20 protein-coding genes and 1 riboswitch are annotated in these 19,014 nt (G+C 69.3%); of the genes, 14 read left to right on the top strand and 6 right to left on the bottom strand.

Going from position 1 to position 19,014, the window contains the following annotated elements:
• Positions 1-67 precede the first annotated feature (67 nt).
• From AC1Z3O_RS16915 to AC1Z3O_RS16885, 7 genes are all read left to right on the top strand, one after another.
• Positions 68-1,234, top strand: a complete 1,167-nt coding sequence (locus AC1Z3O_RS16915; protein ID WP_483516853.1) for an FAD-dependent oxidoreductase — start codon at positions 68-70, stop codon at positions 1,232-1,234.
• Between the two features lie 15 nt (positions 1,235-1,249).
• A complete protein-coding gene (gene thiS, locus AC1Z3O_RS16910; protein ID WP_483516852.1) occupies positions 1,250-1,447 on the top strand; it encodes a sulfur carrier protein ThiS in 198 nt (65 codons plus the stop codon).
• Between the two features lie 4 nt (positions 1,448-1,451).
• Positions 1,452-2,288, top strand: a complete 837-nt coding sequence (locus AC1Z3O_RS16905; RefSeq protein WP_483516851.1) for a thiazole synthase — start codon at positions 1,452-1,454, stop codon at positions 2,286-2,288.
• Positions 2,285-3,427, top strand: coding sequence for a thiamine phosphate synthase (locus tag AC1Z3O_RS16900; protein WP_483516850.1), 1,143 nt, complete (start codon positions 2,285-2,287; stop codon positions 3,425-3,427). The genes AC1Z3O_RS16905 and AC1Z3O_RS16900 overlap by 4 nt, the downstream gene beginning before the upstream one ends.
• A gap of 541 nt (positions 3,428-3,968) precedes the next feature.
• Complete coding sequence (locus AC1Z3O_RS16895) at positions 3,969-4,475, top strand: GNAT family N-acetyltransferase (protein ID WP_483516849.1); 507 nt, start codon at positions 3,969-3,971, stop codon at positions 4,473-4,475.
• 93 nt (positions 4,476-4,568) lie between these two features.
• Positions 4,569-4,742, top strand: coding sequence for a biotin/lipoyl-containing protein (locus AC1Z3O_RS16890; RefSeq protein ID WP_483516848.1), 174 nt, complete (start codon positions 4,569-4,571; stop codon positions 4,740-4,742).
• Between the two features lie 64 nt (positions 4,743-4,806).
• A complete protein-coding gene (locus AC1Z3O_RS16885) occupies positions 4,807-5,259 on the top strand; it encodes a PaaI family thioesterase (protein WP_483516847.1) in 453 nt (150 codons plus the stop codon).
• 430 nt (positions 5,260-5,689) lie between these two features.
• On the opposite strand, the gene AC1Z3O_RS16880 is transcribed toward AC1Z3O_RS16885, so the two are convergent.
• Both AC1Z3O_RS16880 and thiD read right to left on the bottom strand, forming a co-directional pair.
• Positions 5,690-6,118, bottom strand: a complete 429-nt coding sequence (locus tag AC1Z3O_RS16880) for a PGDYG domain-containing protein (RefSeq protein WP_483516846.1) — start codon at positions 6,116-6,118, stop codon at positions 5,690-5,692.
• Positions 6,119-6,146: 28 nt separating this feature from the next.
• Entirely contained in the window at positions 6,147-6,992 is an 846-nt protein-coding gene (thiD, locus tag AC1Z3O_RS16875; RefSeq protein ID WP_483516844.1) for a bifunctional hydroxymethylpyrimidine kinase/phosphomethylpyrimidine kinase, read from the bottom strand.
• A 99-nt stretch (positions 6,993-7,091) separates the two neighbouring features.
• Positions 7,092-7,227, top strand: a riboswitch (S-adenosyl-L-homocysteine riboswitch).
• Positions 7,228-7,331: 104 nt separating this feature from the next.
• Between thiD and ahcY the strand changes: the two genes are divergently transcribed.
• The 4 genes from ahcY (at position 7,332) to AC1Z3O_RS16855 (ending at position 10,494) form a co-directional block, all read left to right on the top strand.
• Entirely contained in the window at positions 7,332-8,750 is a 1,419-nt protein-coding gene (ahcY, locus tag AC1Z3O_RS16870) for an adenosylhomocysteinase (protein ID WP_483516843.1), read from the top strand.
• Between the two features lie 98 nt (positions 8,751-8,848).
• On the top strand, positions 8,849-9,202 hold the full coding sequence (locus AC1Z3O_RS16865) for a phage holin family protein (protein ID WP_483516842.1): 354 nt from the start codon (positions 8,849-8,851) through the stop codon (positions 9,200-9,202).
• 70 nt (positions 9,203-9,272) lie between these two features.
• The gene (gene metF / locus AC1Z3O_RS16860; RefSeq protein WP_483516841.1) at positions 9,273-10,103 is read left to right on the top strand and encodes a methylenetetrahydrofolate reductase [NAD(P)H]; all 831 of its coding nucleotides are present in this window, start codon (positions 9,273-9,275) and stop codon (positions 10,101-10,103) included.
• Between the two features lie 13 nt (positions 10,104-10,116).
• Positions 10,117-10,494, top strand: a complete 378-nt coding sequence (locus AC1Z3O_RS16855) for a TfoX/Sxy family protein (RefSeq protein WP_483516840.1) — start codon at positions 10,117-10,119, stop codon at positions 10,492-10,494.
• 65 nt (positions 10,495-10,559) lie between these two features.
• Here the strand turns inward: AC1Z3O_RS16855 and AC1Z3O_RS16850 are convergent, their stop codons facing one another.
• The 3 genes from AC1Z3O_RS16850 to AC1Z3O_RS16840 form a co-directional block, all read right to left on the bottom strand.
• On the bottom strand, positions 10,560-11,261 hold the full coding sequence (locus AC1Z3O_RS16850) for a hypothetical protein (protein WP_483517640.1): 702 nt from the start codon (positions 11,259-11,261) through the stop codon (positions 10,560-10,562).
• Positions 11,262-11,364: 103 nt separating this feature from the next.
• Positions 11,365-12,765 carry an alkaline phosphatase gene (locus tag AC1Z3O_RS16845; RefSeq protein WP_483516839.1) on the bottom strand — a complete coding sequence of 467 codons (1,401 nt, stop codon included), beginning with the start codon at positions 12,763-12,765 and terminating at the stop codon, positions 11,365-11,367.
• 26 nt (positions 12,766-12,791) lie between these two features.
• The gene (locus tag AC1Z3O_RS16840; RefSeq protein WP_483516838.1) at positions 12,792-14,246 is read right to left on the bottom strand and encodes an alkaline phosphatase; all 1,455 of its coding nucleotides are present in this window, start codon (positions 14,244-14,246) and stop codon (positions 12,792-12,794) included.
• Between the two features lie 121 nt (positions 14,247-14,367).
• Here AC1Z3O_RS16840 and AC1Z3O_RS16835 point away from each other — a divergent pair, with 121 nt between their 5' ends.
• On the top strand, positions 14,368-15,153 hold the full coding sequence (locus tag AC1Z3O_RS16835; RefSeq protein WP_483516837.1) for a Mut7-C RNAse domain-containing protein: 786 nt from the start codon (positions 14,368-14,370) through the stop codon (positions 15,151-15,153).
• 40 nt (positions 15,154-15,193) lie between these two features.
• On the opposite strand, the gene AC1Z3O_RS16830 is transcribed toward AC1Z3O_RS16835, so the two are convergent.
• On the bottom strand, positions 15,194-15,766 hold the full coding sequence (locus tag AC1Z3O_RS16830; protein ID WP_483516836.1) for a 5-formyltetrahydrofolate cyclo-ligase: 573 nt from the start codon (positions 15,764-15,766) through the stop codon (positions 15,194-15,196).
• Positions 15,767-15,884: 118 nt separating this feature from the next.
• Between AC1Z3O_RS16830 and AC1Z3O_RS16825 the strand changes: the two genes are divergently transcribed.
• Both AC1Z3O_RS16825 and AC1Z3O_RS16820 read left to right on the top strand, forming a co-directional pair.
• Entirely contained in the window at positions 15,885-17,837 is a 1,953-nt protein-coding gene (locus AC1Z3O_RS16825; protein WP_483516835.1) for a lytic transglycosylase domain-containing protein, read from the top strand.
• Positions 17,838-17,913: 76 nt separating this feature from the next.
• Positions 17,914-18,936, top strand: a complete 1,023-nt coding sequence (locus tag AC1Z3O_RS16820; protein ID WP_483516834.1) for a complex I NDUFA9 subunit family protein — start codon at positions 17,914-17,916, stop codon at positions 18,934-18,936.
• Positions 18,937-19,014: the final 78 nt, after the last annotated feature.

The raw sequence follows: 19,014 nt of genomic DNA, 5'->3' as shown, positions 1-19,014 counted from the left end.
GCCCGCAGACCTACAGGAGGCCGGCCGCGCGGCGCCATCGCGGCGCGCGGCCGGCGCAACGATCCCCATGACAGTGCAGTCGTTTGATGTCGCCATCCTCGGTGCCGGCCTGGCCGGGCGCATCGCCGCCTGGCTGCTCGTGCGCAGCGGTGCCCGCGTGGCACTGGTCGAGCGCATGGGCCCGGACGGCGCCGGATCGGCGGCGCACGTGGCGGCGGCCATGCTGGCGCCGCTGGCGGAGTCGGCCATCGCCGAGCGCCGCATCGTCGAGCTCGGCATCGCCAGCGTCGACCTGTGGCGCGGCTGGGTGCCCGAGCTGCCCGAACCGGTCTTCTTCCAGGAGGACGGCACCCTGGTGGTGTGGCATGCGCGCGACCGCGCGGAGATGTCGCTGTTCACCAGCCGCGTGCGCGCGGTGGCGCCGCCGGAACTGGTGGCCGAACGCATGCGCGCGCTCGACGGCCGCGGCGTGGCCGAGCTGGAGCCCGATCTCGCGGGCCGCTTCCCGCAGGGCCTGCTGCTGGCGGGCGAGGGGCAGCTCGACAACCGCGGCGCGCTGCGCGCGCTGCTGAACGGCGCGGTGGCCGGCGGCGTGCACTGCGTGTGGGAGGCCGGTGAAGTGGAGGCCGGCGACCTGCCCGGCCTCGGCATCCGCGCCGATGTGGTGCTCGACTGCCGTGGCCTGGGTGCGCGCCGCGACTGGCCGGCACAGGCCGCCGGCGGCATGCCGGGGCTGCGCGGGCTGCGCGGCGAGGTGGTGCGCGTGCACGCGCCCGAGGTCAAGCTGCATCGCCCGGTGCGCCTGCTGCATCCGCGCTATCCCATCTATATCGCGCCCAAGCCCAACGACCTCTACGTGATCGGCGCCACCGAGCTGGAGAGCGAGGACGATTCGCCGATGAGCGTGCGCTCGGCGCTGGAACTGCTGTCCGCGGCCTACTCGCTGCATCCGGCCTTCGGCGAGGCGCGCGTACTCGAACTGAACGTGCAGCGGCGGCCCACGCGCCCCGACCACCTGCCGGCCATCCGCGTCGACCAGCAGGCGCGCGTGGTGCGGCTGAACGGCCTGTACCGGCACGGCTTCCTGATCGCGCCGGCGGTGACCGAAGCGGCCTGCGCGGTGGTGCGCGCACTGCTGGCCGGGGACCCGGCCGCTCACACCGTGCCGGCGGCGCAGCGCTGGTCCGGCATGGTCGAGGCCGTGCCGTCGGCGCCGCTGGCCGCGCTGCACTGACGCCAAATGGAAACCATGGAAATCCTGCTCAACGGCCGACCGCTCGCGCTCGACGTGCCGGCCACGTTGGCCGACGCGGTCAATCGCGCCGGCATCGCGCCGCCCTTCGCGGCCGCGCTGAACGGCAATTTCGTGCCGCGCGCCGCGCATGCGGCCACCGCGCTCGCCGCGGGCGACCGCGTGGATCTCGTACAACCCGTGACGGGAGGCTGACCCTATGACAATCAATGTGAACGCCGCCACGCGCGACCCCTTCGTGCTGTATGGCGAGACCTTCGCCTCGCGCCTGCTGCTGGGCACCGCGCGCTATCCCTCGCCGGCCATGCTGCAGGCCGCCGTCGAGGCATCCCGGCCCGCCATGCTGACGGTGGCGCTGCGCCGCCAGGGCGCCGTCGGCGCAGGCGAGGGCGGCCAGGCCTTCTGGCAGATGCTCAAGTCGCTGGCGGTGCCGGTGCTGCCCAACACTGCCGGCTGCCTCGCGCCGCAGGAGGCGATCACCACCGCCATGATGGCGCGCGAGGTGTTCGAGACCGACTGGATCAAGCTGGAGCTGGTGGGCGACGACTATACGCTGCAGCCCGACACGCTGAACCTGCCCGCCGTGGCCGAGACGCTGATCAAGGAAGGCTTCAAGGTGCTGCCTTACTGCACCGAGGACCTGGTGCTGTGCCGCCGCCTGCTCGATGTCGGCTGCCAGGCGCTGATGCCCTGGGCCGCGCCGATCGGCACCGGCAAGGGCGCGGTCAACCCGCATGCGATGCGCGTGCTGCGCGAGCGCCTGCCCGACACGCCGCTGATCGTCGATGCCGGCCTGGGCCTGCCCTCGCATGCTGCGCAGGTGCTGGAGTGGGGCTACGACGGCGTGTTGCTGAACACCGCGGTGGCGCAGGCCGCCTATCCGGTGGAGATGGCGCGCGCGTTCGCGCTTGCCGTCGAGGCCGGCCGCACCGCCTACCTGGCCGGCCCGATGCCCGAGCGCGAGATCGCGCAGGCGAGCACGCCGGTGGTCGGCATGCCGTTCTGGCATGCCACTGGCACGGAGGGCGGCGTATGAGCGCAACGGGCGTGCAGGCGGCGTGCGACGCCGCATTGCGCCAGCAAGTGCTGGCGCGCCACGGTGCTACCTTCGGTGCCGGCGACCAGGCCTGGCATGCGTGGCGGCTGCAGGATGCGCCAGCGCTGCTGCAGGACCATGACGTGTTGCTGGCCGATGGCGAGGCCGAGCCGCAGGCCATCGCGCGCGCTGCCGCCGCCGGTGCCGTGCTGATCGCCAGCGAGCGCGAGGGCGGCCAGTGGGTCGACACCGTGCACTCGCCGATGGGCACCTGGGTGCTGGCCGCGGGCGCCGACAGCGACCAGCCGCATGCGCCGGGCTTCGTCGCCGTGCTGCTGGCCTGCCTGCAGATGCATTTCCCCGCGCACGATGCCTTGTGCCTGGCGCGCGCCTGGCAGGCCGGCACGCTGGACTGGCCCGACGCCTTCGCGCGCTTCCCGCGCGTGCGCCATCCGGCCCTGGTGACGCCCGAGGCAAGGCCTCCCGCGTTTCCGGCGTGTCCTGCGCTGGGCCTGTATGCGGTGATGCCGAGCGCCGAATGGATCGAGCGCCTGGTGCCGCTGGCCGTGCCCACGGTGCAGCTGCGCTTCAAGTCGGAGGATGCGCAGGCGGTCCGCCGCGAGGTGGAGCGCGCCGCGCAGGCCGCGCGCGGCTCCGCCTCGCGCCTGTTCATCAACGACCACTGGCGGCTTGCCGTCGAGCTGCACGCCGCGCACGGCAACGACAGCGCGCGCAGCGGCATCTACGGCATCCACCTGGGCCAGGAAGACCTCGACGAGGCCGACCTCGACGCGCTGCGCGCCAGCGGCCTGCATCTGGGCGTGTCCACCCACGGCTACGCCGAGATGCTGAGAGTGGCCGCGCTCCAGCCGAGCTACCTGGCCCTTGGCGCCATCTTCCCGACCACCACCAAGGTCATGCCGACCGCGCCGCAGGGCCTGGGCCGCTTCCAGGCCTATGTACGGTTGATGCGGCCGGTGGTGCCGTCGCTGGTGGGCATCGGCGGCGTCGATGCCGCGCGCCTGCCGCAGGTGCTGGCATCCGGCGTGGGCAGCGCAGCGGTGGTGCGCGCGATCACCGAGGCGGCCGACGTGCCGGCGGCGGTGAGCAATCTGCTGGGGATGTTTCCGGCGGCCTGAGTCGCGGTGGCGGGGGCGTCGGATAGCGCGACATGGTCGTGCCTGGTCTGCGCCTTCGCGCAGTGCGCGCGTTCGTTGCTGCGAGCGCCTGCCCTCACCCCCAGCCCCTCTCCCGCAAGCGGGAGAGGGGAGCAAACCGGCGCGGTGCGATGGGCTTTCGCGCCATCCGAAGCCGACAAGATGCGCCAACGCCAATCGCCAAGCATAGTGTCTTGGCTCCCTCTCCCCTCATGGGGAGAGGGTTGGGGAGAGGGGTGGTCTAGCAAGGCGCCACAAACACCGAAGCCGTCGGTGTTGTCCCACACGCCGAGGCAAAGACGAAGCCGAGAGGATGCGCCAACACCGCTGGCCAAGCGTAGTGTCTTGACCCCCTCTCCCCTCATGGGGAGAGGGCCGGGGTGAGGGGTGGTCTAGCAAGGTGTCACGAACAACGAAGCCCTCGGTGTTGTCCAGCACGACGAGGCAAGACGAAGCTATCGGTTCGGATCAGCCCCTCGCCGCCAGCCATCGCCTGCCCTCGTCATCTCCCCCGCCAGGTCCCATGTCCTACCCGATCCGTCTCGCCACCGCCGAAGACCTGCCCGCGCTCCCCGGCATCGAGCGTGCGGCCGCCGCACTGTTTCCGCCCGAGGACCTGCCGCCCGCGCTGCGCGCTCGGACGCTGCCCGAGCCGGAACTGCGCGGCGCGCAGCGCGAGGGCCGGCTATGGGTGGCACAGGCCGGGGACGGTACCATCGCCGGCTTCGCGCTGGCCAGCCTGTCGGCCACACGTGCCTACCTCGATGAGGTGGACGTGCACCCGGCTCATGCCCGCCGCGGCATCGGCCGGGCGCTGGTCCAGGCGGTGGCGGACTGGGCTCGCGGGCGCGGGCTGGCCTCGCTGGGCCTGACCACGTTCGCGCATCTGCCGTGGAACGCGCCGTTCTACGCGCGGCTCGGTTTCGTCGAGCTGGATGCGGACACGCTGTGCCCGGAGCTGTCCGCGGCGCTTGCGCACGAGGCCGCGCTCGGGCTGCGCCGGCGTGTGGCGATGCGCGTCGTACTCTGAGTGCGCGCAGGCATTTGCGCGCAGCGTAGGCGGCTGGCGGCCACGACGCCGGCAACGCGGAGGCTTGCGCCGGACCGGGCGCGGTCAGTGGCCATGCTTCCCCCGATCGGTATCGCTATCGCCGCAGGCGCTACCATTGGGGCCGGCGACGTCCTGCTGCGCATCGAGTCGATGAAGAAGGCCGAGGCGGGCGACGTCGTCGAGGTCATCCTGGTGCAGCCTGGCGATGCAGTCGCCGCAGGCCGGCCGGTGGTGGAGATCGAGTAGAGCGGAGCGCGCGCTGCCCGGCGGCGCAACCGTTCAAAGCCAGAACAAGACGCAGAACAAGACCATGAGTACCCCTACACTCCCCGAGATCGTACCGGCCGCGCCGGGCACGCCCGACAAGCCCTACTTCGGCATCGACGTACCGCTGATGCGCTACTTCGGCCTGCAGCCGGTCCATATGGAGGAGGGCGTGTGCCACACCCGCCTGCCCGCCCATCCCGCGCTGGTCAACAGCCGCGGCGACGTGCATGGCGGCACGCTGATGGCCACGCTGGACTTCACGCTCAGCGGTGCCGCGCGCTCCTATGCGCCGCTGGAGACCGGCGTGATCACCATCGACATGTCCACCCACTTCCTGTCCGCCGCGCGCGGCGAGCTGACGCTCGAGGCGCGCTGCATCCGCCGTGGTGCCCGCATTGCCTTCTGCGAGGGCGAGGTCAAGGATGCCGACGGCAATGTGGTGTGCGTGGCACGGGCGGCATTCAAGCTGGTGCCGTTGTCGACTGGAGGGAATTGAGGGGGGCGGCATGCGGTAGCTGCTTACGCGATGTGTTTTCGCGTCGCGCCGGTTTGCTCCCCTCTCCCGCTTGCGGGAGAGGGGTCGGGGGAGAGGGCGGGCGCTGGCTGGCGGCGACGTGCTGGATCACACCGACGGCTTCGTCGGTACGTGGTGCCTTGCTAGACCACCCCTCTCCCCAACCCTCTCCCCATGAGGGGAGAGGGAGCCAAGACACCACGCTTGGCCAGCGGTGTTGGCGCATTCTTTCGGCTTCGTCTTTGCCTGGGCGTGCTGGACAACACCGACGGCTTCGCTATGCGTGGCGCCTTGCTAGACCACCCCTCTCCCCAACCCTCTCCCCATGAGGGGAGAGGGAGCCAAGACACTGTGCTTGGCCGACGGCGCTGGCATATCACACCGGTCGCGCCGTCTCACACCCTCGCGCCGCTCAGGCGCGCCGGTACACCTGCTCGAAACGCACCCGCTCCGTGATCCCGTAGTCCCCCGGCGCATACTGCATCAGCCAGTCGCCGGCCTTGCCGGTGAGCACGTCGCCGCCCGCGCTGCGGGCGATGGCGAAGGGCGCAGGCATGGCCTTGGCGAGCACCGGGATGGGTTTGTTGCGGTAGGCGCCGTCTGTGCCGTGCGCCAGCGGCGGCACGGCTTCGTAGCGGCCGTCGAAGCGCTCGCGCGAGACGCACCAGCGGTCGCCGCTGCTGCTGGTGATGATGGCGTCGCCCGGTTGGTAGCGGTTCGGGCCCTCGCGGCTGATCAGTTCGCCGGGCGCGGTGGCGAAGGCCACCGCCACCACTTCTTCTTTGACGTAGAGCGCGGCCTCGGGGTCCTGGCGCAGGTCGATGTCGGTCAGGGTTTGCATGCGGTATTCCAATGATGGGGCGCGGCGCTCAGCCGAGCGCGCGCGGTGCGAAGCCGTGGTTGAGCGGGCCGTTGCCCGCGCCCAGCCGCAGCCCGGCGCCGGCGGCGATGGCCTGGGCGACGAAGTCCAGCGCGCTGGCGACCGCGTCTTCCAGTGCCTGGCCGCGCGCCAGCTGCGCCGCCAGCGCCGCGGCCAGCGTGCAGCCGGTGCCGTGCAGGTTGCGGGTGGCGATGCGCGGGTGGGTGAAGACGCGCACACGGCCGTCGGCCGTCATCAGCAGGTCGTCGAGGCCCTCGCCCGCGGCGCCGTCCTCCAGGTGGCCGCCCTTGAGCAGCACCGCGCGGCAGCCCATCGCCAGCAGTTCGCGCGCGGCGGCTTCCATCTCATCGCGGCGCGCGATGCGGCGCCCGAGCAGGTGCGAGGCCTCGGGCAGGTTCGGCGTGACCAGCAAGGCGCGCGGGAACAGCAGCCGCACCATGGCCTGGGCGGTGGCATCGTCCGACAGCGTGGCGCCGGAGGTGGAGATCATCACCGGGTCCACCACCAGCCTGGCGATGCCGTGCCGGTCGACGGCCCCGGCCACGGCCTCGACGATCTCGGCGGTACCGAGCATGCCGGTCTTGGCCGCGTCCACGCCGATGTCGCCGGCCACTGCGTCGATCTGCGCGGCCACCATGGCCGGCGGGATGGCGTGCACGCCGGTCACGCCCAGGGTGTTCTGCGCGGTGATGGCGGTGATCGCGCTCATGCCGAAGCAGCCGAGCGCGGCGAAGGTCTTGAGGTCGGCCTGGATGCCGGCGCCGCCGCCGGAGTCGGAGCCGGCGATGGTCAGCGTGCGGGGAGGCGAGAGCGGAATAGGTGGCGTCGGATTCATGTCTGGCGTGCGTGCGGCAAAAGCAAGGAGCTGGCGGTGTCCAGCGAAGAAATCGAAGCCGGGCGGTGCGCACGGCCGCCGGGCACGCTACAATAGCGCCACTCCGAGGAGCGTTGCAACGGATCCGCCTCCTTTCCCCGGCCTTCCGGACCTGATGAATCCACTTCAGGCCCGCCGGCTGCAGGGTAGGGCGCTTCCGCCAGGCTCGGACTGTCTTCAACGGCGCTCGCTGATCCGTGGTTCGCACGGTGGCGAGTCGACCCATGCGCACGTGCTGCATCTGCACCGTGCCGCCTTCCCCGCACTTGTCACCGGCGCCACTCTTCACCGGAGTGAAACATGAACGCTGTGACCGAACTCAAGCAGGATTACCTCGTGGCCGACCTCGGCCTGGCCGGCTGGGGCCGCAAGGAAATCGCCATCGCCGAGACCGAGATGCCCGGCCTGATGGCCATCCGCGACGAATTCGCCGCCAGCCAGCCGCTCAAGGGCGCGCGCATCGCCGGCTCGCTGCACATGACCATCCAGACCGCGGTGCTGATCGAGACGCTCAAGGCACTCGGCGCCGACGTGCGCTGGGCCTCGTGCAACATTTACTCGACGCAGGACCACGCCGCCGCCGCCATCGCCGCCGGCGGCACCCCGGTGTTCGCCTTCAAGGGCGAGTCGCTGAAGGAATACTGGGACTTCACCCACCGCATCTTCGACTGGGCCGACGGCGGTACGCCGAACATGATCCTGGACGACGGCGGTGATGCCACCCTGCTGCTGCACCTGGGCGCGCGCGCCGAGAAGGACGCTGCGGTGATCGCCAATCCGGGCAGCGAGGAAGAGACCTTCCTGTTCGCCGCCATCAAGGAAAAGCTGGCCAAGGATTCGTCCTGGTACAGCCGCAACCTGGACGCCATCAAGGGCGTGACCGAGGAAACCACTACCGGCGTGCACCGCCTGTACCAGATGGCGCAGAAGGGCGAGCTGCGCTTCCCGGCCATCAACGTCAACGACTCGGTGACCAAGAGCAAGTTCGACAACCTGTACGGCTGCCGCGAATCGCTGGTGGACGGCATCAAGCGCGCCACCGACGTGATGATCGCCGGCAAGGTTGCGGTGGTGGCCGGCTATGGCGACGTGGGCAAGGGCAGCGCCCAGGCGCTGCGCGCGCTGTCGGCCCAGGTGTGGGTGACCGAGATCGACCCGATCTGCGCGCTGCAGGCCGCGATGGAAGGCTACCGCGTGGTCACCATGGACTACGCCGCCGAGCATGGCGACATCTTCGTCACCTGCACCGGCAACTACCATGTGATCACGCATGAGCACATGGTCAAGATGAAGGACCAGGCCATCGTCTGCAATATCGGCCACTTCGACAACGAGATCGACATCGCCTCGATCGAGAAGTACCAGTGGGACGAGATCAAGCCGCAGGTCGACCACGTGGTGTTCCCGGACGGTAAGAAGATCATCATCCTGGCCAAGGGCCGCCTGGTGAACCTGGGCTGCGCCACCGGCCACCCGTCCTACGTGATGAGCAGCTCCTTCGCCAACCAGACCATCGCTCAGATCGAGCTGTGGCAGGAGCGCGAAAGCGGCAAGTACCCGGTGGGCGTCTACACGCTGCCCAAGCACCTGGACGAGAAGGTGGCGCGCCTGCAGCTCAAGAAGCTGAATGCGCAGCTGAGCGAGCTGACCGAGCAGCAGGCGGCTTACATCGGCGTCAAGAAGGAAGGCCCGTACAAGGCCGACCACTACCGCTACTGATCCGCCGCGCCGGCCGCGGGCACCCGCGCAGGCGGGACCGCGGCCGGCACCGCAACGTCACCGAATCGCTAGACCGATACGCTAGAGAAGGAGTCATCATGAGACTGTTGGCCGTCTGGATCATCAATGCCGCCGCACTGTTCCTGGTGGGCAGCCTGATCCAGGGAATCCACCTGAACGGCTTCGGTTCGGCCATGATCGCCGCGCTCGTGCTGGGCCTCGTCAACACGCTGATCCGGCCGGTGCTGGTCATCCTGACCCTGCCGGTCACGCTGCTGACGCTGGGCCTGTTCATCTTCGTGATCAATGCCCTGCTGTTCCTCTTCGTGGGACGGCTGCTGTCGGGCTTCGTGGTCACGGGCTTCGGCGCGGCACTGCTCGGCTCCATCCTCTACAGCGTCATTTCGTGGCTGCTCGCCAGCGCGTTGCTGGGCGAGCGCAATAGCGCCTGAGGCCGCACGCGCCGAGGCGCACCGGCCGGACCCTTCCTGCGCGCCGCGCCAAACGCGGCGCGCCACCATCATGCAAGACCGCTACTACAGCTTCGAATTCTTTCCGCCCAAGACGGCGGAAGGGCTGGAGAAACTGCGCAATACGCGCGCGCAGCTGGCCCCGCTCAAGCCGAAGTACATCTCGGTGACCTTCGGCGCCGGCGGCACCACGCAGCAAGGCACGCTCGACACCGTGCTGGAGATCCAGCGCGAGGGCATCGAGGCCGCGCCGCACCTGTCGTGCGTGGGCTCCTCGCGCGAGAGCATCCGCGCCATCCTGAACGCCTACCGCGAGGGCGGCATCCGCCATATCGTCGCGCTGCGCGGCGACATGCCCTCGGGCATGGGCGAGATCGGCGAGTTCCGCTATGCCAACGAGCTGGTGGAGTTCATCCGCGCCGAGACCGGCGACTGGTTCCAGATCGAGGTGGCGGCCTATCCGGAGTATCACCCGCAGGCCAAGTCGCCGCGCCACGACCTGGACAACTTCGTGCGCAAGGTCAAGGCCGGCGCGAACGCGGCCATCACGCAGTACTTCTACAACGCCGACGCCTACTTCCGCTTCGTCGACGACGTGCGCGCGCAAGGCGTGGAGGTGCCGATCGTGCCGGGCATCATGCCGATCACCAACTATTCGCAGCTGATGCGCTTCTCGGAGATGTGCGGCGCCGAAGTGCCGCGCTGGGTGGCCAAGCGGCTCGAGAGCTTTGGCGACGACCGCGAATCGATCCGCGCCTTCGGCCTGGACGTGGTTACCGCGCTGTGCGAGCGTCTGCTGGCGGCCGGCGTGCCCGGCCTGCACTTCTACACGCTTAACGCGGCCGGCGCCACCAAGGCGATCTGGCAGCGCCTCAAGCTCTGAGCGCGCCCGCGCCATGCCCGCCGCCAGGACCGCGCGCCGTCCGGACCCCTTCATCGAGCACCTGCTCGACCTGATGGCGCCGCTGGCGGCGCGCATCGGCCCGCTCACCGCGCGCCGCATGTTCGGCGGGCATGGGCTCTTCTACGATGGCCTGATGTTCGCGCTGGTGGCGGGCGGGCGCTGCTACCTGAAGGCCGACGACGAGACCGCGCCGCGCTTCGCCGCGGCCGGCAGCGAGCCCTTCCGCTACCAGGGCGGCGCGCGCGAGGTGACGATGCGCCACTACCTTAGCCTGCCGCCGGCCTGCCTGGATTCCGCCGACGAGATGACGCCATGGGCGCGCATGGCGGTGGAGGCCACGCTGCGGCTGGAGAACGCCAGGCGGCGCTGAGCGGGGCCGCGTGCGCCGTGCCGCCGCTTGTCCCCACGGCCTTGTCCAGCCCTCATGCGGGAACCTCAGTCCAGCAGATCGGCGTACTCGCCCTGCGTGTAGCCCTGCGCCTTGCGCCACGGCGCGGAGGCGGGCTGCGCAATGGCCGTCACCCGCGTGACCTTCTTTTGCGTGCCGCTGGCATTGCGCGTCTGCACCAGGCGCGGATACTGCCCGGCCAGATCCCACTGCACCGTGACCTGCTCGGCGCCGCGCTGGGCGCGGTACTCCTGCAAGCCGCCGCGGGCGGGGCCGGTGGCCTTCATGGTCTTCAGGATGGCGGGATCCAGCAGATGGTTGGCGGTCGCCCAGGAGCCGTCGAAGCCGATGTTGCCGTATTCGGTGGGGCCGACCTCGAAGGTCTTGCGCATGGGCTCGCTGACCAGGCGCACCGACAGCTTGCCGCCTGGCTTGCGCTCGATCCAGCGCGCCGCGGCGGACATGTCCATGTGCTTGTGGCCCTTGTCGGCCTTGGCGTGCTCGGCTTCGTCGTGCGCGCCGTGGGGCAGTTCGCGTTCGATCCAGACCGTGTCGCCGCTGCGGTAGACGCGCTCGCTGAACGACACGTCGCGCTGCACGCCGTCGCTGCCCAGCGAGGACAGTTCGTGCTGCACGCGCAGCGCCAGCGGTTTGGCCTCGTCCACGGCCAGGGCGGCGCCGGATGCGGCCGCCGTGCCGGCCGCCAGGGCCAGCAGGGCGAGGGAGCGGATCGCTTGCTTCATCTTCATCATTACCGTGCAAATACCGTGCAAAAGTAAAAAGCGCACGCCGGATGGACCGGCGCGCGCGAGACTGCATGAGCGCGGAGCGCTCAGGTGATCGGCGGCGGGATCAGAGTCCCAGCGCCGACTTCACCACGCCGAACACCTTGGTGTTGTCGATCGTGCCCTTGAGCGCCGCATTGCCGGGGCCTGCGGAGAACAGCATCACGTCGCCGCCGCCGTGCGTTTCCGCGCCGGGGGTGCCCAGGTTCACGCCGACTTCCTGCAGGTAGTCGTTGGCGGTGGTGTCGACCAGCGCCGGGTTGTCACGCGTGGCCTTGCGCGGCGTGCCGCCGTTGCCGAACACCAGCGTGGTGTAGGGCATGCCGTCGGCCGCGGCCGCAGCCTTCTTGGTCTTGATGTCGGTGACCGTGCCGAGGATCGGGTTGCCGCGATGCGAGTAGCCGTTGATCGTCATGGTGTGGTCATGGTCGGCGGTGACCACGATCATCGTGTTCGACAGGTCGACCACCGACAGCGCGCGCTTGATGGCGTCGTCGAAGGCGATGGTGTCTTCCAGTGCGCGCTTGGCGTTGGTGCCGTGCAGCGCGTGGTCGATGCGGCCGCCTTCGACCATCAGGAAGTAGCCGTTGCCGTTCTTCGACAGCATATCGATGGCCTTGGCCGTCATGTCGGCCAGGCTCGGCTGCGTCGCGCCTTCGCCCTTGCCGGCCACGCGGTCGATCTCGTACTCCAGGTGGCTGGTCGTGCTGAACAGGCCGATCATCTTGTTGCCGTTGGCCTGCACCATCTGGTCGCGGGTCGACACCACGGTATAGCCCTTGGCCTGCATTTCCGTCAGCAGGTTGCGGCCATCCGCGCGGCCGCGCTTGTTGGTCGTGGCATCGAACGGCGTCCAGTGGTTGCGCCCGCCGCCCATCAGCACGTCGACGCCGTCGCCCAGGGCGGTGTTGAAGCCCGTGCCGCCCGGCGCCGCCTGTGCGGCGATGTCGTACTGCGCGTCGCGGTGGCAGATGTGCGAGTAGGTCGCCGCCGGGGTGGCGTGCGTCAGTTCCGTGGTGGTGATCGCGCCGACCGCCTTGCCGCGCGCCTTGGCCAGTTCGAGCAGCGTCGACACCGGCTTGCCGTTGGTCGGCGCGCAGTTGTTGATGGTCTTGTTGCCGTTGACGTCGGCGCTGGGCGGCGTGGCGATCGTGTCGGACGACATCGACAGCACTTCGTTGTTCATCTTGACGCCGGTCATGTAGGCCGCCATCGAGGGCGCGCTGTCAGTGGTCTGCGCGTCGTTCGAGTAGGTCTTGACGCGCGCCGTGCGCTTGAGCGACTCCATGGTCAGCTTGCCGCTCTCGCCGTACTTGTAGATGCGCGAGGCGGTGACGGTGGTGGGGCCCATGCCGTCGCCGAGGAAGAAGATGACGTTCTTGGCTTCGCCGGCGGCTTGCGCGGGGAAGGTCAGGCAGGCACAGGCAGCCGCGGCTGCGGACAGGCCGATACGGGTAGTGAGTTTCATGGCGTTATTCCGTCTGCAGTGGTGGCTTAGAGTCCGATCGCTTTCTTGATCAGGCCGAACACGTCGGTGTTGTCCATCACACCGGAGAAGCTGGTCGCGCCGTTGCCCATGGCGCCGATGAAGACATCGGTGCCGCCATGGGTTTCGCCGCCTGCCACCATCGGGATCACGGCTTCCTGGTGGTACTCCTTGTCGAAGACCTGGGGATCGCTCAGCGCGGTGCGAATGGCCGGGCGGTTCTCGCCGTTGCCGAAGCCGATGATGGTGAACGGATTGCCGCTGGTGTCCTTGCTCAGGTTGCCGGTGGCGTAGTTCGTCAGCAGGCCCAGCACGCCCGGATTGGTGGCGCTGGTCGGGCCGGTGCGCTTGGCGTAGCCGTTGAGAACCAGGGTGTGGTCGTGGTCGGCGGTGACGACGATCAGGGTGTTCTTCAGGCCCGGGTCGATCACGTTGAGCTTGTCGATGGCGGCCTTGATCGCGTTGTCGAAGGCGACCGTGTCCTGCAGTGCCTTGCGGGCGGTGGTTTCGTGCAGGGCGTGGTCGATGCGGCCGCCTTCCACCATCAGGAAGAAGCCCTTCTTCTTGGCTGCCAGCACATCGATGGCCTTGCCGGTCATCTCGGCCAGGCTCGGCTCGGCCGCGGGGTCGCGGTCCAGGTCGTAGGCCATGTGGCTGGAAGTGAAGAGGCCGACTACCTTGTTCGCGCCGGTGCCGATCTTGTCGAAGTCGGCCTTGTTGGCGGCGTAGGTGTAGCCCGCCGACTTGAATTCGGCAACCAGGTCGCGGCCGTCGGTGCGCGCGCCGCCCGCAGCCTTGTTCTGGAAGTGCTTGCGGCCGCCGCCGAAGACCACGTCCACGCCGTCGCTCAGCGCGCCGTTGAAGCCCGCACCCTTCGGCACCAGCTGGGCGGCGATGGCGTTCTCGCCGTCGCGGTGGCAGATGTGGGCGTAGGTGGCCGCCGGCGTTGCGTGCGTGATACGGGTGGTGGTGACCACGCCGGTGCCGTAGCCGGCTGCCTTCATTTGTTCAAGCAAGGTCGGTACGCTCTTGCCGTTGCCCGTCGACGGGCAGGTGCTGTCGGCGCCCGACACGTAGTCGTTGCCGTTGGCGTCGAAGGCGCTCGTCTCCGGCGACATCGAGATGACTTCGTTGTTCATCTTGACGCCGGTCATGTAGGCCGCCATCGACGGCGCGCTGTCGGTGACCTGGGCGTTGTTGGAGTAGGTCCGGACGAAGCCGCTTTCGGGCAGCGTGTCCATCGTCAGGTCGCCCGCCTCGCCCACCGAGTAGATGCGCGCGGCGGTCATGGTGGTCATGCCCATGCCGTCGCCGAGGAAGAACACGACGTTCTTGGTCGGCGTGGCGGCCGGAGTCGACGGATCGGTCGGCGTGGAAGCGCTCTTGTTGTTGTTGTCGTCGCCGCCGCAGGAAGCGAGGGCGACCGACATGACCGCCGCCGCGATTACTGAAATCCTTCTCATGGTTATTCCCCCTGTTTGAGTCAGACCGCGAGGTTGAAGGAGAAATGTGGCAAGCTTGTGAATCAATGTCATCTTGTGAAGGCAATACATTGAGTCAGCGTGGTGCCATACTGGGCGGCATATGGTCTGTGCCACCTTCCGCTTCTACGAGGAACTGAACGATTTCCTGCCGCCGGACCAGCGCGGGCGGGAGAACGCCTGCCCCTGCGCGCGCGCGGCCACCGTCAAGCACATGATCGAGGCGCTGGGCGTGCCGCACACCGAGGTGGAACTGATCCTCGTCAATGGCGTGTCGTCCGATTTCTCACGCCGGCTGCGCGACGGCGACCGCGTTTCGGTCTACCCCAAGTTCGAGCGGCTCGATATCACGCCGCTGCTGCGCGTGCGCGAGCGGCCCCTGCGCGCGCTGCGCTTCGTTGCCGATGCACACCTGGGCGGGCTGGCCCATCTGCTGCGCATGACCGGCTTCGACACGCTGTACGACAACCACTTCGAGGACAGCGAGATCGCGCGCCTTGCGGCGAGCGAGAACCGCATCGTGCTGACGCGCGACCGCGAACTGCTCAAGCGGCGCGGCATCACGCACGGCTGCTATGTGCGCGCCATCAAGCCGGCCCTGCAGGTGCGGGAGATCTTTGCCCGGCTCGACCTGGCGCGCAGCGCGCGTCCGTTCGCGCTATGCCTGGACTGCAACGTGCCGCTGTCGTCGTTGCCGCGCGCCGAGGTCGGCGCGCGCGTGCCGGCGGCCGTGCTGGCGCGCCACGAGCGCTTTGTCACCTGCCCGCGCTGCCGGCGTGTGTTCTGGGAGGGTTCGCACTGGCGCCACATGCGGGCCCTGATCGACGAACTGATGGGGGACGTGTTGGGGGACGGCAACGAGGCCGGCGTGGCCGGCAGCGACGCCTGAAGGCCGGCGCGCGGCCGCATGGCAGGGCAATGCGCTCTGTCTAGAACGCGCCGCTTTCGCTGACCACCCAGTCCATCGGCAGGTCGTGCTCCTGGGGCTGCAGGTCCACGCGGCAGGCGTCGAAGCCGATGCCGATGGCCAGCGGCCGCGGGTGCGCGGCCGCCAGCGTGCGATCGTAGAAGCCGCCGCCGTAGCCGAGGCGGAACTTCCGGGCGCTGAAGCCGACACAAGGAATCAGCAGCGCGTCTGGCGCCGCTGGCGGGCTGCCGTCAGGCACGGGTATGCCGTAGCGTCCTGTGCGCATCGGCATGTCCGGCTCCCACAGGTGGAAGTCGAGCGGCGCGCCCGGCGCACTGACCACGGGCAGCGCCGCATGCCGACCGGGGCCGCCGGCCAGCCAGCGCGCCAGCAGCGCGCGCGCGTCGAACTCCTGCTGGATGGGCCAGTAGAAGCCCAGGCAGCGCACCGACAGGCGCGCCAACAGGCCGCTCAGTGCCGCCTCGATGCGCGCGTCGGCCTCGGCGCGCCCCGGCAGCGCCTGGCGCAGCGCCAGCAGGCTTTGGCGCAACTCGGCACGCCCGGCGCCGGGCGGGAGGTCAATTCCGGCTTGCATGGCGGAAATCGCGTCGTTTTGCGCGGGCATGGCGTGGGATAATGTCTGCTGTCAACCGAACATTGGTGCGGCGGCGCCACCTCGTGCGCACCGCCGGCCATCAACAAGGAAGTCAAGAATGCTCAAGGGAGTATATCTGCAGCGTGCCGGACAAGCCGCCTGTGTGGCGCTGTCCTGCCTCCTGCTCTCGGGTTCGGCGTTTGCGCAGAAGCGGCCGCAGCCGCAGCCGCAACCGCAGCAGCCGACCATCCCCAGCAATCCGGACGATGCCTTCGTGGCGCTGCGTGAGGCCGCCCGCAAGAACGACGTGGACCGGGCCAACGCGCTGTCGGCCACGCTGGTCGATTATCCGATCCCGTCCTATGTCGAGTACTTCCGCATCAAGCCGCAGATGTTCGACGCCAACGGCCTGGCGCGCGTCGACGCGCCGGACGACCAGGTGCGCGCCTTCCTGCAGCGCTACAAGGGCGACGCGATCGCCGACCGCATGCGCAATGACTGGCTGCTGGTGCTGGGCAAGAAGCGCGACTGGAACAACTTCGATGCCGAGTACCCGCAGTTCGTGCTGAAGGACGACACGCAGGTCGAGTGTTATGCGCTGCTGTCGCGCGTGCAGAAGGGCCAGAATGTGTCGGCCCAGGCGCGTACCACGCTGACCGACCCGCGCTACTACGGCGAAGGCTGCGTCGACCTGATCGGCTACCTGGTGCAGGGCCAGCAGATGTCGCCCGACGACGTGGCGTACCAGGCGCGGCTTGCGCTGGAGCAGAACTACGTGACGCTGGCCGGCAAGATCGCTGCCGTGTCGCCCACGCCGGGTGCCGACGGCGACACGCTCGCCATGGTGGTCAAGATGGCGCGCAACGATCCGCGCCAGGCGGCCGCCTTCCTTGGCGCCAGCGGCGCCGGCCTGACGCCCGAGCAGCAGGGCGCGGCGTGGGGCGTGATCGGCCAGTTCGCCGCCAAGAAGCTCATGCCCGAGGCGGTCGACTACTACCGCCGGCAGCTCTCGCTGGGCGGCAACCAGTGGCTCTCCGACGAGTCGCAGGAATGGCGCGTGCGCGCCGCGCTGCGCCAGGGCGAGTGGAATATGGTGCGCCAGGCCATCGAGCAGATGCGCCCTGAACTGCGCGCGAAGGATCCGGCCTGGACCTACTGGTACGGCCGCGCGCTGAAGGAGGCGGGCCGCAAGGAAGACGCGCAGCAGCAGTTCCAGTCCATCGCCGGCCAGTTCAATTTCTATGGCCAGCTTGCCAACGAAGAGCTGGGCAACCGCACCGTGGTGCCGCCGCGCACCACCGTCAGCGATGCCGAGGTCGACGCCATGCGCGGCCGCCCCGGCTTCCTGCGGGCGCAGAAGCTGTATGACCTGAACCTGCGCTTCGAGGGCAACCGCGAGTGGAACTGGGAAGTGCGCGGCATGACCGACCGCCAGCTGCTGGCCGCCGCCGAGTACGCGCGCCGCATCGAGCTGCTGGACCGCGCCGTCAACACCGCCGACCGCACCCAGTCGGAGCACGACTTCACGCTGCGCTTCCTGATGCCTTACCGCGAACTGATGCAGCGCGCGACCGACGACGTCGGCCTTGACCTGGCCTGGGCCTACGGCCTGATCCGCCAGGAATCGCGCTTCATCATGAACGTGCGTTCTTCGGCAGGCGCGCACGGGCTGATGCAGGTGATGCCGGCGACGGCGCGCTACGTGGCGCGCAAGATCGGCATGGCGGACTTCTCGCCGTCGATGATGAGCGATCCCAACATCAACATCCTGCTGGGCACGAACTACCTGAACATGGTCTTCACCGACCTGGACAGTTCGTACACCCTGGCTTCGGCCGGCTACAACGCCGGTCCGGGCCGGCCCAAGAGCTGGCGCTCCAGCCTGCCGCGCCAGGTGGAAGGCGCTATCTTCGCCGAGACGATCCCGTTCTCCGAGACGCGGGGTTATGTGAAGAATGTGCTTTCGAATGCGACGTACTATGCTGCATTGATGAGCGGTCGGCCCCAGTCGCTCAAGGCACGGCTGGGCATGGTCGCGCCTTCTTCGGTCACCGCCACCAGCCTGCCCTGAGCCTGCAGGCGGCGAGCGCCGGAGGGGCGGGGGGCGCACGCGCCCCCCGGTTTCTTCGTCAGGCAGGGAGCTTGCCATGCAGACCAGCGCTGTTCTCGTCATCGGCGGGGCCGGATTCATCGGCACCCATCTCGTTTCCCGGCTGGCAGGCGTTGCCGACGCCTCCAGCGCGCCGCTGGAGCCCGGCACGCTGGTCGAGCCGCCGATCGCGCCGGAGCGCATCGTGGTCGGCACGCGCAATGTCGAGCACGCCCAGCACCTGCTGCTGCTGCCCCGGGTCGAGGTGGTCGAGCTGGGCCTGGACGATGACGCCGTGCTTGATTCGGCGGTCGGCGGGCTCGGCGTCGACGGCATCGTAGTCAATCTCGTCGGCGTGCTGCACGGTGAGCGCGCCGAGCCTTACGGCGAGTCATTCGCCGCGGCCCATGTCCAGCTTCCCGAGCGCATCGTGGCCTCCTGCGGGCGTACCGGCGTCCGCCGCCTGCTGCACATCAGCGCGCTCGGCGCCGACAGCCACGGGCCATCCATGTACCTGCGCAGCAAGGGCGACGGCGAGATGATGGTGCGCGCCAGTGATCTCGACTGGACCATTTTCCGTCCCTCCGTCGTGTTCGGTCCCGACGACCACTTCGTCAATATGCTGGCGCAGATGCAGGAAGTCGTGCCGGTCGTGCCGCTGGCCTGCGCGCAGGCCAAGTTCCAGCCCATCTATGTGCAGGACCTGGCGCAGGCCCTGGTCAACGCCATGGCCAGCCTGGCCACGGTGCGCCGCATCTACGAGCTGGGCGGGCCGCAGGTCTACACGCTGGAGCAGCTCGTGCGCTTCGCCGGCCAGGCCTCGGGGCATCCGCGTCCGGTGCTGGCGCTGCCCGATGCGCTGGCGCGCGTGCAGGCGGCGATGCTCGAGCACATGCCCGGCAAGCCGCTCATGTCGCGCGACAACCTCGATTCGATGCGGCTGGACAATGTGCTGAGCGCGCCGATGGCGTCCGAGCTCGGCATCCGGCCTGCCAGCCTGGAGTCGGTGATGACCGACGCCCTCGCGGGCCGTACCCGCGATACCGAGCTGCAGACCTGGCGCGGCAGCGTGCACCGCTGACGGCCGGCGCCGGCAATCCCAGGCTTGCCGGCGCTAAACCGGGCGCATGGGCCGGCGCAGGGCGCGCGCGCACGTGAT

It is taken from the genome of Cupriavidus sp. 09_S30, from assembly GCF_056930435.1.
Note: the sequence above shows the minus strand (reverse complement) of the source record. Positions and strands in the feature narration are given on the sequence as shown.

Excerpts from the sequence above, each read along its gene's own strand:
- thiS (WP_483516852.1), top strand. The coding sequence starts at position 1,250 with ATGGAAATCCTGCTCAACGGCCGACCGCTCGCGCTCGACGTGCCGGCC.
- AC1Z3O_RS16855 (WP_483516840.1), top strand. The coding sequence starts at position 10,117 with ATGCCCGCCGCCAGGACCGCGCGCCGTCCGGACCCCTTCATCGAGCAC.
- AC1Z3O_RS16820 (WP_483516834.1), top strand. The coding sequence starts at position 17,914 with ATGCAGACCAGCGCTGTTCTCGTCATCGGCGGGGCCGGATTCATCGGC.
- metF (WP_483516841.1), top strand. The coding sequence starts at position 9,273 with ATGCAAGACCGCTACTACAGCTTCGAATTCTTTCCGCCCAAGACGGCG.
- AC1Z3O_RS16890 (WP_483516848.1), top strand. The coding sequence starts at position 4,569 with ATGCTTCCCCCGATCGGTATCGCTATCGCCGCAGGCGCTACCATTGGG.
- AC1Z3O_RS16915 (WP_483516853.1), top strand. The coding sequence starts at position 68 with ATGACAGTGCAGTCGTTTGATGTCGCCATCCTCGGTGCCGGCCTGGCC.
- AC1Z3O_RS16885 (WP_483516847.1), top strand. The coding sequence starts at position 4,807 with ATGAGTACCCCTACACTCCCCGAGATCGTACCGGCCGCGCCGGGCACG.
- AC1Z3O_RS16880 (WP_483516846.1), bottom strand. The coding sequence starts at position 6,118 with ATGCAAACCCTGACCGACATCGACCTGCGCCAGGACCCCGAGGCCGCG.
- AC1Z3O_RS16850 (WP_483517640.1), bottom strand. The coding sequence starts at position 11,261 with ATGAAGATGAAGCAAGCGATCCGCTCCCTCGCCCTGCTGGCCCTGGCG.
- thiD (WP_483516844.1), bottom strand. The coding sequence starts at position 6,992 with ATGAATCCGACGCCACCTATTCCGCTCTCGCCTCCCCGCACGCTGACC.
- AC1Z3O_RS16900 (WP_483516850.1), top strand. The coding sequence starts at position 2,285 with ATGAGCGCAACGGGCGTGCAGGCGGCGTGCGACGCCGCATTGCGCCAG.
- AC1Z3O_RS16835 (WP_483516837.1), top strand. The coding sequence starts at position 14,368 with ATGGTCTGTGCCACCTTCCGCTTCTACGAGGAACTGAACGATTTCCTG.
- AC1Z3O_RS16830 (WP_483516836.1), bottom strand. The coding sequence starts at position 15,766 with ATGCAAGCCGGAATTGACCTCCCGCCCGGCGCCGGGCGTGCCGAGTTG.
- AC1Z3O_RS16895 (WP_483516849.1), top strand. The coding sequence starts at position 3,969 with ATGTCCTACCCGATCCGTCTCGCCACCGCCGAAGACCTGCCCGCGCTC.
- AC1Z3O_RS16825 (WP_483516835.1), top strand. The coding sequence starts at position 15,885 with ATGCTCAAGGGAGTATATCTGCAGCGTGCCGGACAAGCCGCCTGTGTG.
- AC1Z3O_RS16865 (WP_483516842.1), top strand. The coding sequence starts at position 8,849 with ATGAGACTGTTGGCCGTCTGGATCATCAATGCCGCCGCACTGTTCCTG.
- AC1Z3O_RS16840 (WP_483516838.1), bottom strand. The coding sequence starts at position 14,246 with ATGAGAAGGATTTCAGTAATCGCGGCGGCGGTCATGTCGGTCGCCCTC.
- AC1Z3O_RS16905 (WP_483516851.1), top strand. The coding sequence starts at position 1,452 with ATGACAATCAATGTGAACGCCGCCACGCGCGACCCCTTCGTGCTGTAT.
- ahcY (WP_483516843.1), top strand. The coding sequence starts at position 7,332 with ATGAACGCTGTGACCGAACTCAAGCAGGATTACCTCGTGGCCGACCTC.
- AC1Z3O_RS16845 (WP_483516839.1), bottom strand. The coding sequence starts at position 12,765 with ATGAAACTCACTACCCGTATCGGCCTGTCCGCAGCCGCGGCTGCCTGT.